Source organism: Flavobacterium sp. B167r (genome assembly GCF_056824315.1).
This window is the reverse complement of record NZ_CP124859.1, coordinates 2,508,251-2,522,415: the sequence shown is the minus strand read 5'-3', so window position 1 is coordinate 2,522,415 and position 14,165 is coordinate 2,508,251. Positions and strand designations below refer to the sequence as shown.

The 14,165-nt window shown below is 32.8% G+C and carries 17 protein-coding genes; 7 read left to right on the top strand and 10 right to left on the bottom strand.

Features of this window, described 5'->3' with window-relative positions:
* Positions 1 to 44: 44 nt before the first annotated feature.
* Together nusB and QLQ96_RS11160 are read right to left on the bottom strand one after the other, a co-directional pair.
* On the bottom strand, positions 45 to 956 hold the full coding sequence (gene nusB / locus QLQ96_RS11165; RefSeq protein ID WP_482496954.1) for a transcription antitermination factor NusB: 912 nt from the start codon (positions 954 to 956) through the stop codon (positions 45 to 47).
* Between the two features lie 307 nt (positions 957 to 1,263).
* Positions 1,264 to 2,370, bottom strand: coding sequence for a Glu/Leu/Phe/Val family dehydrogenase (locus QLQ96_RS11160; RefSeq protein ID WP_482496728.1), 1,107 nt, complete (start codon positions 2,368 to 2,370; stop codon positions 1,264 to 1,266).
* A 203-nt stretch (positions 2,371 to 2,573) separates the two neighbouring features.
* On the opposite strand from QLQ96_RS11160, the gene QLQ96_RS11155 reads away from it, so the two are divergent.
* The 4 genes from QLQ96_RS11155 (at position 2,574) to QLQ96_RS11140 (ending at position 6,335) form a co-directional block, all read left to right on the top strand.
* Complete coding sequence (locus QLQ96_RS11155) at positions 2,574 to 4,352, top strand: ABC transporter ATP-binding protein (RefSeq protein ID WP_482496727.1); 1,779 nt, start codon at positions 2,574 to 2,576, stop codon at positions 4,350 to 4,352.
* Positions 4,353 to 4,420: 68 nt separating this feature from the next.
* Positions 4,421 to 4,783, top strand: coding sequence for a PUR family DNA/RNA-binding protein (locus QLQ96_RS11150; protein WP_379699116.1), 363 nt, complete (start codon positions 4,421 to 4,423; stop codon positions 4,781 to 4,783).
* 158 nt (positions 4,784 to 4,941) lie between these two features.
* Positions 4,942 to 5,766, top strand: a complete 825-nt coding sequence (locus QLQ96_RS11145) for an alpha/beta hydrolase (protein ID WP_482496726.1) — start codon at positions 4,942 to 4,944, stop codon at positions 5,764 to 5,766.
* Positions 5,767 to 5,789: 23 nt separating this feature from the next.
* A complete protein-coding gene (locus QLQ96_RS11140; protein WP_482496725.1) occupies positions 5,790 to 6,335 on the top strand; it encodes an RBBP9/YdeN family alpha/beta hydrolase in 546 nt (181 codons plus the stop codon).
* A 78-nt stretch (positions 6,336 to 6,413) separates the two neighbouring features.
* Here QLQ96_RS11140 and QLQ96_RS11135 read toward each other — a convergent pair whose 3' ends face one another.
* Positions 6,414 to 6,749: a tRNA-binding protein gene (locus QLQ96_RS11135; protein WP_306157015.1), complete on the bottom strand. Its 336-nt coding sequence runs from the start codon at positions 6,747 to 6,749 to the stop codon at positions 6,414 to 6,416.
* A 129-nt stretch (positions 6,750 to 6,878) separates the two neighbouring features.
* Here QLQ96_RS11135 and QLQ96_RS11130 point away from each other — a divergent pair, with 129 nt between their 5' ends.
* The 3 genes from QLQ96_RS11130 (at position 6,879) to QLQ96_RS11120 (ending at position 9,200) form a co-directional block, all read left to right on the top strand.
* Entirely contained in the window at positions 6,879 to 7,772 is an 894-nt protein-coding gene (locus QLQ96_RS11130) for an alpha/beta fold hydrolase (protein ID WP_482496724.1), read from the top strand.
* Positions 7,773 to 7,899: 127 nt separating this feature from the next.
* Positions 7,900 to 8,454 carry a thioredoxin family protein gene (locus tag QLQ96_RS11125; RefSeq protein ID WP_482496723.1) on the top strand — a complete coding sequence of 185 codons (555 nt, stop codon included), beginning with the start codon at positions 7,900 to 7,902 and terminating at the stop codon, positions 8,452 to 8,454.
* Positions 8,455 to 8,804: 350 nt separating this feature from the next.
* A complete protein-coding gene (locus QLQ96_RS11120; RefSeq protein ID WP_379698900.1) occupies positions 8,805 to 9,200 on the top strand; it encodes a GreA/GreB family elongation factor in 396 nt (131 codons plus the stop codon).
* Positions 9,201 to 9,291: 91 nt separating this feature from the next.
* Here the strand turns inward: QLQ96_RS11120 and QLQ96_RS11115 are convergent, their stop codons facing one another.
* From QLQ96_RS11115 to QLQ96_RS11085, 7 genes are all read right to left on the bottom strand, one after another.
* A complete protein-coding gene (locus QLQ96_RS11115) occupies positions 9,292 to 9,591 on the bottom strand; it encodes a c-type cytochrome (RefSeq protein ID WP_482496722.1) in 300 nt (99 codons plus the stop codon).
* 91 nt (positions 9,592 to 9,682) lie between these two features.
* Complete coding sequence (locus QLQ96_RS11110) at positions 9,683 to 10,615, bottom strand: peptidylprolyl isomerase (protein WP_482496721.1); 933 nt, start codon at positions 10,613 to 10,615, stop codon at positions 9,683 to 9,685.
* Positions 10,616 to 10,657: 42 nt separating this feature from the next.
* Entirely contained in the window at positions 10,658 to 11,812 is a 1,155-nt protein-coding gene (locus QLQ96_RS11105; RefSeq protein WP_482496720.1) for an MFS transporter, read from the bottom strand.
* Positions 11,813 to 12,013: 201 nt separating this feature from the next.
* On the bottom strand, positions 12,014 to 12,364 hold the full coding sequence (locus QLQ96_RS11100) for a cupin domain-containing protein (RefSeq protein ID WP_379699114.1): 351 nt from the start codon (positions 12,362 to 12,364) through the stop codon (positions 12,014 to 12,016).
* A 10-nt stretch (positions 12,365 to 12,374) separates the two neighbouring features.
* A complete protein-coding gene (locus QLQ96_RS11095) occupies positions 12,375 to 13,013 on the bottom strand; it encodes an archaemetzincin family Zn-dependent metalloprotease (RefSeq protein WP_482496719.1) in 639 nt (212 codons plus the stop codon).
* A 15-nt stretch (positions 13,014 to 13,028) separates the two neighbouring features.
* Positions 13,029 to 13,280: a hypothetical protein gene (locus QLQ96_RS11090; RefSeq protein ID WP_482496718.1), complete on the bottom strand. Its 252-nt coding sequence runs from the start codon at positions 13,278 to 13,280 to the stop codon at positions 13,029 to 13,031.
* Positions 13,281 to 13,289: 9 nt separating this feature from the next.
* Positions 13,290 to 14,165 (bottom strand): sugar phosphate isomerase/epimerase family protein, encoded by an 876-nt coding sequence (locus tag QLQ96_RS11085; protein ID WP_482496717.1) that lies wholly within the window; start codon positions 14,163 to 14,165, stop codon positions 13,290 to 13,292.

Below are 14,165 nucleotides of genomic sequence, written 5' to 3'. Positions count from 1 at the left end.
AGTTATTGGTATTTGGAATTCAAAAAAATTGATATTTAAATATCTTACATTAACCCTCTTCCAACTTTTACCATCTTTTTATTGGCAGTCAGTTCTTTAACAAGATTATCTAAAATTCCGTTGATAAAAATACTACTTTTTGGTGTAGAATACTCTTTTGCAATTTCTAAATATTCGTTAAGAGTTACTTTTACTGGAATTGAAGGGAATTTTACAAACTCGCAAATTGCCATTTTTAAGATAATAGTATCGATTTCAGCAATACGATCGCTATCCCAATTTGGTGTTTTATCTTCATATTCTTTTGCAAAAGCCGTTTCATTTAAAATCGTTCTTCTAAACAAATCTTTTGCAAAATCTTTATCTTCAACGTCTTTATACAATTTAGGCACTCTAAAATCGTCTGAATCTTCAGTTTTGATTGCTTTCAATTGTTTTACAATATGAGTATTTACAACCGGAATATCATCAACCCAAGTCAATTTATCGTCTTCTAAATATTCGTATAATTTTTCATTTGGAACAATAACATTTTCAAACAAATCAATTACAAATTGTCTGTCTTCTTCAAATGTATTTGTATTGTTGCTCATGTATTTTTTGTACAAATCGCTAGCTTTCACATCATTTAAAAGCAAAATAATATAATCGTCGTTTAAAGACCAATTATTGATTTTACGATTTTCTAAAGCGATGCTAAGAGAATTGCTTTCGGCAAGAAGTTGAAAAATTTTGTTCTTGATAAATTTTTCGTTCGGGTTACGTTCTGCTGCAGTAGCAAGGTGTTTTTTACTTGACAGATGTAAAAAAACAGATTCTTTTTTACAAATTTCTATCAATGAAGAAAGCATTATAAGGTATAAGTCCTGAATATTATCAATGCTGTAAAAAAGGAATTTCTCCTCTTTTTCCATGTTATCAGAACCGCTTTGATGCATTGCATAAATGGATTGCATTACTTTAACGCGTATGTGTCTTCTATTTACCACCGTGTAAGAACATTTAAAAATTAGTCTGCAAAAGTAAAACTTTTGATGCGTATTTTAAAATTATTTCGTAAAAAAGTGACAGTTTTTAGTCGCAGTTTTCCGTTTAATTCATTTTTTTAGTCGCAATCGCGGTTTTTAGTCACAGTATTCAGTCACAGTCGCAGTTCTCCGTTTTCGCAAATACTGAGAACTGCGACTGTGACTGCACACTAAAAAAAAAGTCCCAGCTTCAAGTAGATCTGAAAACTGAGACTGAGACTTTAAACTAAAAAAATTATTTAGCAGCGTTCTCGATTCTTCTTTGATCAATACGATTTTGAGCAATAGTTAGAGCCGCTTTATGCGTTGTGATTCCGTTTTTAGCAGCGAAATCAATAATTTCTAAAGTTGTATTATAAATATTCTCTGTTTTAGTCATGATTTCAGCTTTACCGTAGTTAGCTAATTCAGCGTAAACATTGATAATTCCACCTGCGTTGATTAAGAAATCTGGAGCATACAAAATTCCTCTTTCTTGTAATCTTGCACCGTGAACATTTTCATCAGCTAATTGATTGTTGGCAGCACCAGCAATCACTTTAGCCTTAATTTTATCTACTGTATTATCGTTGATTGTTGCTCCCATCGCACATGGCGCGTAGATATCAACATCTGCAGTATACAAATCTTCACCAGTATAAATTGTTGCATTGTATTTTGAAGCAACTTGGTATAATTTTTCTTCGTTAATATCAGAAATAGTTACCTGTGCTCCTTCTTTAGTTAAATATTCAACCAAAGTTTCACCCACGTGACCAATTCCTTGTACCAAAACTTTTTTACCATCTAAAACATCAGAACCAAACTGACTTTTAGCAGCAGCTTTCATACCTAAATAAACACCGTAAGCTGTTACAGGAGAAGGGTTTCCAGAACCACCTCTTTCTTCAGAAATACCAGTAACGTAAGGCGTTACGTCTCTTACTGTATCCATGTCTTTAGTTTCCATTCCGACATCTTCTGCAGTAATATATCTTCCGCTTAAAGAGTGAACAAACTCTCCGAACTTACGCATTAATTCAGGTGTTTTTTGCGTTTTAGCATCACCAATAATAACCGCTTTACCACCACCAATATTCAGTCCAGTAATAGCTGATTTAAAAGTCATACCTCTTGAAAGACGTAAAACATCATTTAAAGCCTCCCATTCTGTGTTGTAATTCCACATTCTGGTTCCTCCCAAAGCTGGTCCCATAACTGAATTATGAATACCAATAATTGCTTTTAAACCTGTATCTTTGTCATTGCAAAATACAATTTGTTCGTGATCGTCAAAAGATAATTGACCAAAAACAGGATCCATTTTTTGAAGTTCCTTTCCAGTTGCGAAAGTTGCATCCATAGCGCTAGTATTAATTAGGTTAAATTATGAATTCGTCAAAAAGACTTCTCAAACATAATTAAAAAATACACATGTGCTAATTTTTTATCTTTAAAATAACAATTTTACAATATAATTGTTTTGATTAAATCGCAAATTATTATAATTTTATTTAATAATAATTCTTAAATACAAATCAATTCAATATCAGATTTCTTAAAAAAATGAAAGAATTAAGCTATTTAAATAAATATTTCGTTAAATATAAATATAGTTTTTCGCTAGGTATTTTAATCACCATAATCGCACAAATATTTTCTTTATTTACTCCAAAGCTTATCAGTAAGTCTTTAAATGCTATTGAAAATTTTGATAAACTTTCAATAGCGGACCAAAATTCTGAAGCAATAATCTCCACTTTTCGTCAGGATCTCATTCATAATGTGCTACTTATCATAGGAACTACGATTGTTGCTGGATTTTTGACATTTTTAATGCGCCAGACTTTAATTGTTATGTCGCGTCATATAGAGTTTGATTTAAAAAATGAAGTTTTCAGACAATACGAGAATCTTTCTCAGACTTTTTACAAACAAAACCGTACCGGTGACTTGATGAATCGTATTAGCGAAGACGTTTCTAAAGTTCGAATGTATGTAGGTCCAGCGGTAATGTATACTATTAATACATTTATTCGTTTTGCAATCGTTATTATATATATGTATAATGTATCGCCGTTACTTACCTTATACACTATACTACCGTTGCCAATTCTTTCTTATTGTATTTTTAAACTAAGTTCTGAAATCAACAAACGAAGTACGACTTTTCAGCAATATCTTTCTAAAGTATCAAGTTTTACTCAGGAAATCTTTTCTGGAATTCGCGTTATCAAAGCGTATTCATTAGAAAATCAGCATCAAAATAACATGGTTGATTTGGCTGAAGAAAGCAAACGCAAAAGTTTAAGCCTTGCAAGAGTTCAATCTTTATTTGGCCCTTTAATGATTGCGCTTATTGGAATCAGTAATTTGGTTGTGATTTATTTCGGAGGCGTTATGTACATTAATGGAACTATTTCAAACATTGGAACCATTGCCGAATTTATATTATATGTAAACATGCTAACTTGGCCAGTTGCTTCTTTAGGATGGGTTTCTTCGATGGTCCAGGAAGCAGAAGCTTCGCAAAAGCGTTTGAACGAATTTTTGAAAATTGAACCTGAAATTAAAAACAACAACGAAAACTCATCAGACATTCAAGGAAATATTGCTTTCGAAAATGTTTCTTTTACTTATAAAGACACCAATATTGAAGCGTTAAAAAATGTTTCTTTCACAGTAAAAAAAGGAGAAACATTAGCCATTTTAGGAAAAACAGGTTCTGGAAAATCGACTATTCTTTCTTTAATCTCGAGACTGTATGATACAACAGAAGGCGAAGTCAAAATTGATAAAAACGAAATCAGTACTTTAAATTTAAATGATCTTCGAAATAATATCGGAATTGTTCCTCAAGATGCTTTCTTGTTTTCAGATACGATTAAAAATAATATCAAATTCGGAAATCAAAATGCAACAGATGAAGAGGTAATTGAAGCTGCAAAAAATGCTGTTGTTCATGACAATATTATTGCTTTTAATAAACAATATGACACCATTTTAGGAGAAAGAGGAATTACACTTTCGGGCGGACAAAAACAGCGTGTTTCTATTGCAAGAGCAATTATAAAAAATCCCGCATTCTTACTTTTTGACGACTGTCTTTCTGCGGTTGATACCGAAACTGAAGAGTTGATTTTGAATAATTTATTTGAAATTTCTAAAAATAAAACAACCATAATTGTAAGTCATCGCGTTTCATCTGCAAAGAATGCAGACAAAATTATTATCCTAGAAGATGGTAGGATAATTCAACAAGGCTCTCATAATCAATTAATAAATCAAGAAGGATATTATTCGGCGTTATATTTAAAACAACTTTCGGAAAAAGAATTACTTTAATTGTTGCGTAATAGATAATTTTTTATGATTTTTGAGTACTATTAATTCCAAAAATGATAGAACGTATTATGAGAGAAAATGACATGTTAGAAAAAGAAGAGATTTTTTCTAAAGTATTACGCGCAGGAAGAAGAACTTATTTCTTTGATGTGAGAGCAACCAAAGCTGATGATTATTACATTACTATTACCGAAAGCAAAAAATTTACTGAGGAAGATGGTTCTTTTCACTTCAAAAAACACAAAATTTACTTATATAAAGAAGATTTTAGTGCTTTCGCCGAAATATTAGAAGAAATGACTTCTTATGTTCTGAACCACAAGGGCGAAGAAGTAATTTCTGAAAGACACCAAAAAGATTTTAAGAAAGAATACAGTTCTGAAAAATCTGAGAGATCTAGTTTTACAGATATTGATTTTGATGATATTTAATCAAAATCATCGATATAAATAGAAGTCCAATTTGTTCTGCATTTTGGACTTTTTTTATATATTTATGTTTGTGAGATGTGATTTGTAAAAATTTGAGATTTGCAATTCATATTTCTTCAACTCACTTCTAACATTTCACAAATTACATTTTACTTCTAATGAAAAAATTAATTCTTCTTTTCAGTTTCATCTTTTTCGGAATTTCTACTTCTGCACAGAATATAGAATATGAAACGAAAAATAATATTCAATATTATAATGCTGCTGCAAATAAATCAGATAAGTATATTAGCGAAAGATGTGTTTTAGACATTTACTATCCAAAAAACAAAACTGGATTTGCTACAATCGTTTGGTTTCACGGCGGCGGATTAACTGGCGGAAATAAAGAAATTCCTGAAGCTTTAAAAAATAAAGGTTTTGCCATTATTGGAGTAAACTACAGATTGTCACCAAAAGTTAAAGCTGTCAAATGTATTGAAGATGCTGCTGCAGCCGTTGCATGGGCTTTTAACCATATTACCAATTATGGAGGCGATAAAACCCAGATTTTTGTTTCTGGACATTCTGCGGGAGCATATTTAGGTCTGATGATTGGTTTAGACAAAAAATGGCTCCAAAAAGAAAACATTGATGCGAATCAAATTGCTGGACTTATTCCGTTTAGCAGTCAATGCATTACGCATTTCGAAATTAGAAGAGAAAACGGAATTCCTAAAAAACAGCCAACAGTTGATGAATTCGCTCCTTTGTACCACGTTCGTGCCGATGCTCCGCCTTTATTATTAATTACTGGAGATCGCGAATTAGAAATGTTGGGACGTTACGAAGAAAACGCATACATGGCTAGAATGATGAAATTGGTTGGACATACGCAAACTAAGTTATACGAATTAGACGGTTACGGCCACGGAATGACAGAACCTGGTTTTCCGCTTTTGGTTAATGAAGTAAACCGAATTTTAAAAGAACGTAAAAAATAATCCCTAAATAAAATTCCACGGCAATGGAGACACAACTATTAATTATACCAGGACTTGGAGATTCTGGAGAAAAACACTGGCAAACTTTTTGGCATAAAAAATTCGAAAATTCTATTCGTGTTGTACAAGACAATTGGGATGAGCCAATTCGAGAAGAATGGCTTGAGAGACTAAACGAGAACATTTTAAAATTAGATAAACCAACTATTTTAGTAGCGCATAGTTTAGCTGTTTCATTGGTTTTGCATTGGGCAGGAAAATATAGCAATCCCAATATTATTGGTGCCTTTTTGGTCGCTCCTGCGGATGTAGATTCGCCAGAACACACACCCGAATGCATTAGAAATTTTTCGCCAATGCCTCTTTACCAACTGCCTTTTCCATCGGTTGTTGTAGCAAGCGAAAATGATCCTTATTCGTTATTTGAAAGAAAAAAATACTTCGCAGAAAAATGGGGAAGCAATTTTGTAAATATCGGAGAACAAGGTCACATCAACTCTGATTCTGATTTGAAATATTGGGAAGAGGGACAGTTGATTTTGCAACAGTTTATTGAAAAAATAAAATAAGTTTTCAGTCGCAGTTTTCAGTGTAAAACTGTGACTGAAACTGAGACTGAAACTGAGACTGAATACTGCGACTAAAAACTATCCAATTCGCAATCCATTTTCTATTTTAAAATCGGGAGCTAATAAAATTACATCTCCCTCCTCGCCTACAGCTCCTAAAACAAGGCATTCACTCATAAATTTTCCAATTTGTTTTTTTGGGAAATTGACAACCGCTACAATCTGACGATTTACTAAATCTTCTTTCTGATATCTTTTTGTGATTTGTGCTGATGATTTTCTAATTCCTATTTCCGAACCAAAATCAATTGTCAGCTGAAAGGCTGGTTTTCTCGCTTCAGGAAAATCATTTACTTCTATAATAGTTCCGACGCGCATGTCAGTTCTTTCAAATTCATTCCAAGTTAAATCCATTTTTCAAGTATTAGATTTACAAACCTATAAATTTTGTAATTAATGTACCTAATTCTATAACCTATTTCTTTGATTAAGAGTCTAATTTTACCTGAATAAAGAATTAAACTCACGCAAAAAACATATAACATGGAACATACAGAACCAAATGCATGCATGTCAATTAAAGATTTTGAATCTAATTTAAAACAGATTCATACTGATAAATATATAGAAACTGCCCAAAATGTAAGACTGTACGTTAAAGATTATGGTCAAGGAAAACCTGTTATCTTAATTCACGGTTGGCCACTTTCCAATGAAATGTGGGAATATCAAATTGATCATTTAGTACAAAATAATTATCGCGTTATTGCTTACGATCGCCGTGGTTTCGGAAAATCTTCTCAGCCTTGGGATGGTTATGATTATGATACTTTGGCAGATGATCTTAAAGAAATTATCGAACAATTAGAATTAGAAAATGTAACACTTGTTGGTTTCTCAATGGGTGGCGGCGAAGTGGTTCGTTATTTTAGCCGTCATGGAGGAAAAAGCGTTACCAAAGCCGCTTTGATCTCGTCGATAATTCCTTTTCTTCTAAAAACTCATGACAATCCAGATGGTCATCCGAAAGAAAAAAGCGATAATACTGCTATGGCAATAAAAGAAGATAGAATCGCATTTATTGATAATTTTGGAAAAACGTTTTTTGGAGTTAATATTATCAATAAACCTTTAAGCACGCCTTTATTAGAATATTATCGAAATCTATGTTCTGCTGCTTCTCCAAGAGCTACTTTAAAATGTGCTGAATCTTTTTCATATACCGATTTTAGGGATGAAGTAGATTTTATAAAAGTACCAACTTTGATTATTCACGGAGACGACGATAAAATTGTACCTATTGATCTTACTTCAAGAAAAGCGGCAAAATCTATAGCAAACAATACTTATATTGAATATGAAGGTGCACCACACGGACTTTTTTATACCGACAGAGAAAAGTTAAATGAAGATTTATTAGCTTTTTTAAACTCATAAAATTTTAAAAGAGTATCCAAAGAAGCAAATTCTCGCAACTAACTGCTTTCTTTGGATATTTTTTATTCTTGTGCTCTTTTATTTACAGATTTTTAAAGCTATTTTTGAAAATCAAATTTCAAATAAAATGGCACGAACAGAATCTACAATGCTTCCATTAGGAACTATTGCTCCTGATTTTTATTTAAAAGACACCAATTCTAATGACACTTTTTCTTTTGAAGATTTAAAGGGTTCAAAAGGTACTTTGGTACTATTTATCTGTAACCATTGTCCGTTTGTGCATCATGTTATTAATGAAATTGTAATGATTGCGAATGATTATCGTGTTCAAGGACTTGGAGTTATTGCTATTTCTAGCAACGATGCTGTAAAATATCCACAAGATGGTCCAGAATTAATGACAGAATTTGCAATCGAAAACAAAATTGATTTTCCTTACCTGTACGATGAAAGTCAGGAAACGGCCAAAGCTTATCAAGCAGCTTGTACTCCTGATTTCTATTTATTTGACAGTCAAGACAAATTATTCTATCGCGGACAATTGGATGATTCTAGGCCAGGAAACGGAATTCCTCTTAGTGGAAGCGATCTTAGAGGCGCCATAGATGCTTTAATTTACAACAGAAGTCTTAAAGAACTACAGAAGCCAAGTTTGGGCTGTGGCATTAAATGGAGGTAAATCCTCACTAAATTCAAAAATATTAACTATCTTTGCAGATCAATTTAATCATCCTTATGGGAAATATAATACCATTTACAGCCTCTTCAAAGTCGTTTTGCGTTGCAAAACCTCTTCCTGCTGTAATTATTTCGCATAATAAGGCCTTTATTTTTTAGGCCTCCGTCTACTTCATTTTTTCTTCTTTTTGACGGAGGATTTTTATCAGATTTTTTAATTCGTTTTTTTATTTGAAAAAGCATTGCTCTTTCAGATGATTTTCGCTTTTCTATCAGTTTAAAATTCCTTTCAAGATTTGAAACAGTATATAATGAATAAATAATTTTTTAATAATATAAATGAATACGATTATGAAACCAATACCTACTTTCTGTAAAGCAGACTATCAATTTCTAAGAGAATTGATTTTAAAAAGTAAAAACGAAACAAATACAAAAGAAGCCAATTTGCTTTCGCAAGAATTAGACCGCGCCGTAATAAGCAAGGAAAGCGAATTAGACTCGGTTATTCGCATCAATTCGTTTGTTACTATTGAAGACGTAAAAGCCAATAAACAAATGAAAATTCAAATTGTTTTGCCTTCAGCAGCAGACTTAAAACAATCAAAAATTTCAATTTTAGCACCATTAAGCGTTGCTATAATTGGTTTTAAAGAAAATGATCAGGTTGATTGGGAACTTCCTGCCGGAATCAAAACTTTAAAAATAGTTGCAGTCGATAATACTGAAGTACAGCATCATTCATAAAATTTTTTAAACACCTCATTCTGTGACGGTGTTTTTTTTATACCTCATCCAAAAAAAAAGCATCCCAATTATGAAATGCTTTTTTATCGTTTTATAGCTGAGAATCGATGTAATTCGTAATCGAAGCCATCTGAGTATCATCTAACTTCGCCTTTTTACCCATTCTTACCAATATAGGTTTCCATTCTTCCTTTGTAAACTTTTTTGGTTCATACAATTTGTGACATTTTGCACAATTATTATCGTATAAATTTTTACCCGCTTCTAATTCAGGTGTCAATGCTACTTTTGCAGTTTCTGTAACTGGAGTTGAAGCAACTGCAGTTGTTTTTTGAGTTCCGCAAGAAACCACAAATAATGCAAGTCCCGCAAGGATTAAAATGTTTTTCATTGGCTTTATTTTTTAGTAAATATAAAAAAATCCGATATGCTGAGGCATATCGGATTTCTATTTATAACAATACTAAATTGCTTCTAAAGTCTTATTTTACGTCCATTAATTCAACGTCAAAAATCAAAGTTGCGTTTGGAGGAATAACTCCTCCAGCACCAGATGGTCCGTATCCTAAATCAGATGGAATTACAAAACGAGCTTTGTCTCCAACTTGCAATAAAGCGATACCTTCGTCCCATCCTTCGATAACTTGTCCAATTCCTAATTTGAATTCGATTGGTTTTTTACGTGGGTAAGAAGAATCAAAAACTTTTCCATTTTCTAAAGAACCTTCGTAGTGAACAGAAACTGTTTTTCCTGCTTCAGCTCTTTTTCCTTCTCCTTTTTGAATCATTTTATAACGTAAACCGCTTTCAGTTTTATCAAAACCAGCAGCTAATTGTTCCATTTTTGCTTCAGAATCAGCTTTTAAAGCCGCTTCTCTTTTTAGACGAGCACCTTTTAAACCAATGAAAGATTCGATAGCATTAAACTTTTCAGCTTCTTCTCCAACTCTGATAATTTCTACAGACTCTAAGTTATCACCTTGAGCAACAGCATCAACGATATCTTGTCCTTCAACAACATATCCAAAAACACTATGCTTTCCGTCTAACCAAGGAGTTGGAACGTGAGTGATAAAAAATTGAGAACCGTTACTTCCAGGACCAGAGTTTGCCATAGATAAAACTCCTGGACGATCGTGTTTTAAAGTTGGGTGAAATTCATCATCAAATTTGTAACCTGGATCTCCAGTTCCTGTTCCTTTTGGACAACCACCTTGAATCATGAAATCCGCAATTACTCTATGGAAGGTTAATCCGTCATAGAATTTTTGTCCTTGAGGCTTCACTTTATTTTCCATATTTCCTTCTGCAAGAGCAACAAAGTTACCTACAGTTCCCGGTGTCAAATCGTGTGTCAATTTTACTAAAATTGAACCTTTGCTAGTATTGAATTTAGCGTATATTCCGTTTTCCATGTTGTTATTTTTAATTTGAACGCAAATTTACAAATTAATTTTTTAATCAATTTGCGCTTTTGCTTTTTTAGATTTTGATTTATAAGTAAGTCCGTAAATAGTCAATGAAATTAAAGATAGAACCATACATCCGATTGTTACGGCTGGCCATCCGCCCAATTTCCATAGCAATAAACCATAAGCAGATCCTGCGGCTGTTCCTAAAAAGGTAAGCGACATAAATACCGTATTTAATCTGTTTCTTGCTTCTGGCAATAACGAATAAACGCGTGTCTGGTTTGAAATGTGAACTCCTTGAATTCCTATATCAATAAAGACAATTCCGATTGCAATTCCGACTACGCTTTCAATAGCAAAATAGAATGTTATAAAACTGATTAAAATTAATAAACAGCCATAACCAACTGCAATTCTCGAGTTCCCTTTATCTCCCAGTTTTCCAACTAAAGGCGCTGCTAATGCTCCAGACGCTCCAACAATTCCAAACAATCCGATTGTTGCGCTATTAAAATGGAAAGGTTCTCCAGAAAGCAATAAAACCATTGTCGTCCAGAAAGCTCCAAACTGAGCAAAACTGAAAACATTGATTGCTGTTGCCTCACGCAAAACAGGCTGTGTTTTTATAAGTGTGAAAAGCGATTTGATTAACTGTCCATAAGTTCCTTGAAACTGCGGTTTGTTTTGCGGAAATTTACTTTGCATTACAAAAAAGATCAAAAGACAAATTCCAGCTGCGATATAAAACATTGATCTCCAACCAAAAACTTGACCAATAAATCCGCTTAAAGTTCGCGAAAGCAAAATTCCGACTAAAAGTCCGCTCATAATCGTTCCTACAACTTTTCCTCGCTGTTCGGGCGCACTTAAAGAAGCGGCTAAAGGAAGAATAAGCTGAGGTACAATCGACGTAATTCCGATTAGCAATGAAGCAATTTGCAAAACAAGAAAACTTTTGGCTGTTGCTGCAATTAATAAGGCAATTACAGTTGCAATAGTGGTCATTAAAATTTGCTTTTTTCGTTCTAATTTATCGCCAAGCGGCACCATAAAAAATAGTCCGATGGCATAACCAGCTTGAGTTAGATAGGTTATTGTTCCGGCGCTGGCTTCAGGAATTTTAAATTCGTTGGCAATTAAAACAATCAAAGGCTGGCAGTAATAAAGATTTGCAACTATAAGACCAGTGCAAACTGCCATAAACAGTACATTAGTTTTTGATAAATTCATGTTGCAAAAATACCACTCTTATCTTTAGCAGAACTTTAAAAAAAATATAATTTTTTAAGATTTTTATAAACCATATAAGTCATATAAGTTCATTTAAAATAGCTTGACGAATTTAAAGTATCAGAAAACTTAAATTTCTTATATCACTTATATGGTTATTTTTTTTAAGTTTTAATAGTTCAAAAAGTCTTCTCTTGCAGGGCTAAAAACATCTGTCAGCATACCTGTTTCTAAACAAACAACTCCATGTACAGCGTGCGGCGGGATATAAAAGCTATCACCTTCTTTTAAAGTTTGTGTTACGCCGCTAATCGTTACGTCAAATTTTCCGCTTGCGATGTATGTAACTTGCGAATGGTAATGGTCGTGTAAAGTGCCTATTCCACCCTTTTCAAAGTGTACATTTACGAGCATCACTCTTTCATCAAAAGCTAAAATTTTTCTTTTGATTCCTTCGCCGACTACTTCCCACTCGATTTCGTCTCCTTTTATAAATTCTTTGCTTGTTCCTAAACTCATAATCTTTTTTATTTTATTGAATGCTTTTAAGGTCTTTTTCCATTAACTCAACACCGTTGGTTAATTTGTTATCCTTAAAGTATTTTTCTAGTTCTTTTAATCTTTTTGTATTGTCGTATTTTATACCTGAATTTAATTTTCTCTGACAATTTGAACATAATCTCAATGTATGTTTATCGGTTTCAATCATGCTATTTGTTCCATTCATTACACAATTTGCATCAATACAATGATGAAGCCCAAACATATGTCCGATTTCATGAGAACAAATCTTCAATAATCGCTCTAAACATAAATTAAAATCGGCTTCTTTTTGCATTCTGTACATGGAACTTACCGCAATTTTATCTCTATAAGACGCTAATCCAAAAACATAATTCCATTCTGGCTTTGGATACAAATCCTTTTCTGTTATTGCCATTAAAGCTACACCTTTTTCAGGTTTTTCTTCCTTCAATACATCAGTTAAAATATAACCCGCTAAAAATTGCTCCTGTCCTACATCGCCAATTCTTCTAGCATTGTTCGGAATAATATCATTTGAGACGCCCTTTAAAACTCTGGTTTCTAACTGAAAAAATATTTCCAAATATTGACGAACTAATTCAATTTGTTTGATCTGCAACGAATTAAACGTTCCTATAGGTTGCAAATAAACGATGTTTTCTTATTTGGTTGGAATAACATGTTTTGTTTTGATGAACTTCTCAAAAGTCTGTCCTTTTTCATTGCGAGAATAAAGCCAATCACCAAAAACAGGCTCACCAAGCTTAACATCATTATTTTTGATAGCGACAAAATATGGATCTAGTTTTAAATTAAACTCCTGTTTTGGCTCCGGATTTGAATTTGATTTTTCTTTTTTATTTGATTCACAAGAACAAAGAATTACCAATAACAACAAAAGAAATTTCTTCATAAATTGAATTTACCAGATTAAGTTTTTCGAAATAAAATCACAACTCGATTTGATGGAATCATAAGAATTGGAAGCAAAATTGTTTTCCTGCTCCACAAAAAAATGAATCATTCCCGATTGTTTTGCTGCAGCAAATAAAGGTTTAAAATCTATTGTTCCAGAACCAACTTCAGTATTTAAATCATTATTGTTTTTATCCTTGTCTTTTACGTGCCACATTTTAAAACGCTCAGGATTTTCTTTAAATAATTGTAAAGGATCATTTCCTGAATGAATTACCCAATACAAATCCAATTCAAAAAAGACCAAATCTTTATCCGTTTCCTTTAATAAAATTTCAAAACCCGTAACTCCATTGTATTTCTGAAATTCAAAATCATGATTGTGATACGCCAGTTTTAAACCTGCTTTTTTACACATTTTTGCAGCTTCATTTACACGAGCCGCAATCTTTTTATAATCTTCTATATTTCTTCTAAAGGGTTCATCGATCCACGGAACGGTTAGAAATTCGCTTTTTAGAATTTTCGCTGCTTCAATCGAAGCAATTAATTCTGTTGTATTTCCGTCATATAAAAAGCTTCCTAAATTGTAATGTCCGCTGACTGCCTTCAAGCCATTTTCATCCAAAATCTTTTTCAATTCATGAGGTGTTAATCCCCAAAATTGATCTTTAGTCGAAAAACCGTATGTCTCAACTGTTGTATAGCCCGCTTTAGCTACTTTTTCTAAAGTTCCTTTTACATCTTTCGGAAGTTCTTCACGAAGCGTATACAATTGTAAACCTATTTCTTTTTTATTCATAGAAAGTGCAAATGATGGTGAAGCCAAAACTGCTGTAGTGACCAAACCTGTGGTTACGATAAAATTTCTTCTGCTAATCAT

Excerpts from the sequence above, each read along its gene's own strand:
- QLQ96_RS11115 (WP_482496722.1), bottom strand. The coding sequence starts at position 9,591 with ATGAAAAACATTTTAATCCTTGCGGGACTTGCATTATTTGTGGTTTCT.
- QLQ96_RS11120 (WP_379698900.1), top strand. The coding sequence starts at position 8,805 with ATGAAACCAATACCTACTTTCTGTAAAGCAGACTATCAATTTCTAAGA.
- QLQ96_RS11125 (WP_482496723.1), top strand. The coding sequence starts at position 7,900 with ATGGCACGAACAGAATCTACAATGCTTCCATTAGGAACTATTGCTCCT.
- nusB (WP_482496954.1), bottom strand. The coding sequence starts at position 956 with ATGCAATCCATTTATGCAATGCATCAAAGCGGTTCTGATAACATGGAA.
- QLQ96_RS11140 (WP_482496725.1), top strand. The coding sequence starts at position 5,790 with ATGGAGACACAACTATTAATTATACCAGGACTTGGAGATTCTGGAGAA.
- QLQ96_RS11090 (WP_482496718.1), bottom strand. The coding sequence starts at position 13,280 with ATGAAGAAATTTCTTTTGTTGTTATTGGTAATTCTTTGTTCTTGTGAA.
- QLQ96_RS11130 (WP_482496724.1), top strand. The coding sequence starts at position 6,879 with ATGGAACATACAGAACCAAATGCATGCATGTCAATTAAAGATTTTGAA.
- QLQ96_RS11145 (WP_482496726.1), top strand. The coding sequence starts at position 4,942 with ATGAAAAAATTAATTCTTCTTTTCAGTTTCATCTTTTTCGGAATTTCT.
- QLQ96_RS11155 (WP_482496727.1), top strand. The coding sequence starts at position 2,574 with ATGAAAGAATTAAGCTATTTAAATAAATATTTCGTTAAATATAAATAT.
- QLQ96_RS11110 (WP_482496721.1), bottom strand. The coding sequence starts at position 10,615 with ATGGAAAACGGAATATACGCTAAATTCAATACTAGCAAAGGTTCAATT.
- QLQ96_RS11135 (WP_306157015.1), bottom strand. The coding sequence starts at position 6,749 with ATGGATTTAACTTGGAATGAATTTGAAAGAACTGACATGCGCGTCGGA.
- QLQ96_RS11150 (WP_379699116.1), top strand. The coding sequence starts at position 4,421 with ATGAGAGAAAATGACATGTTAGAAAAAGAAGAGATTTTTTCTAAAGTA.
- QLQ96_RS11085 (WP_482496717.1), bottom strand. The coding sequence starts at position 14,165 with ATGATTAGCAGAAGAAATTTTATCGTAACCACAGGTTTGGTCACTACA.
- QLQ96_RS11160 (WP_482496728.1), bottom strand. The coding sequence starts at position 2,370 with ATGGATGCAACTTTCGCAACTGGAAAGGAACTTCAAAAAATGGATCCT.
- QLQ96_RS11105 (WP_482496720.1), bottom strand. The coding sequence starts at position 11,812 with ATGGCAGTTTGCACTGGTCTTATAGTTGCAAATCTTTATTACTGCCAG.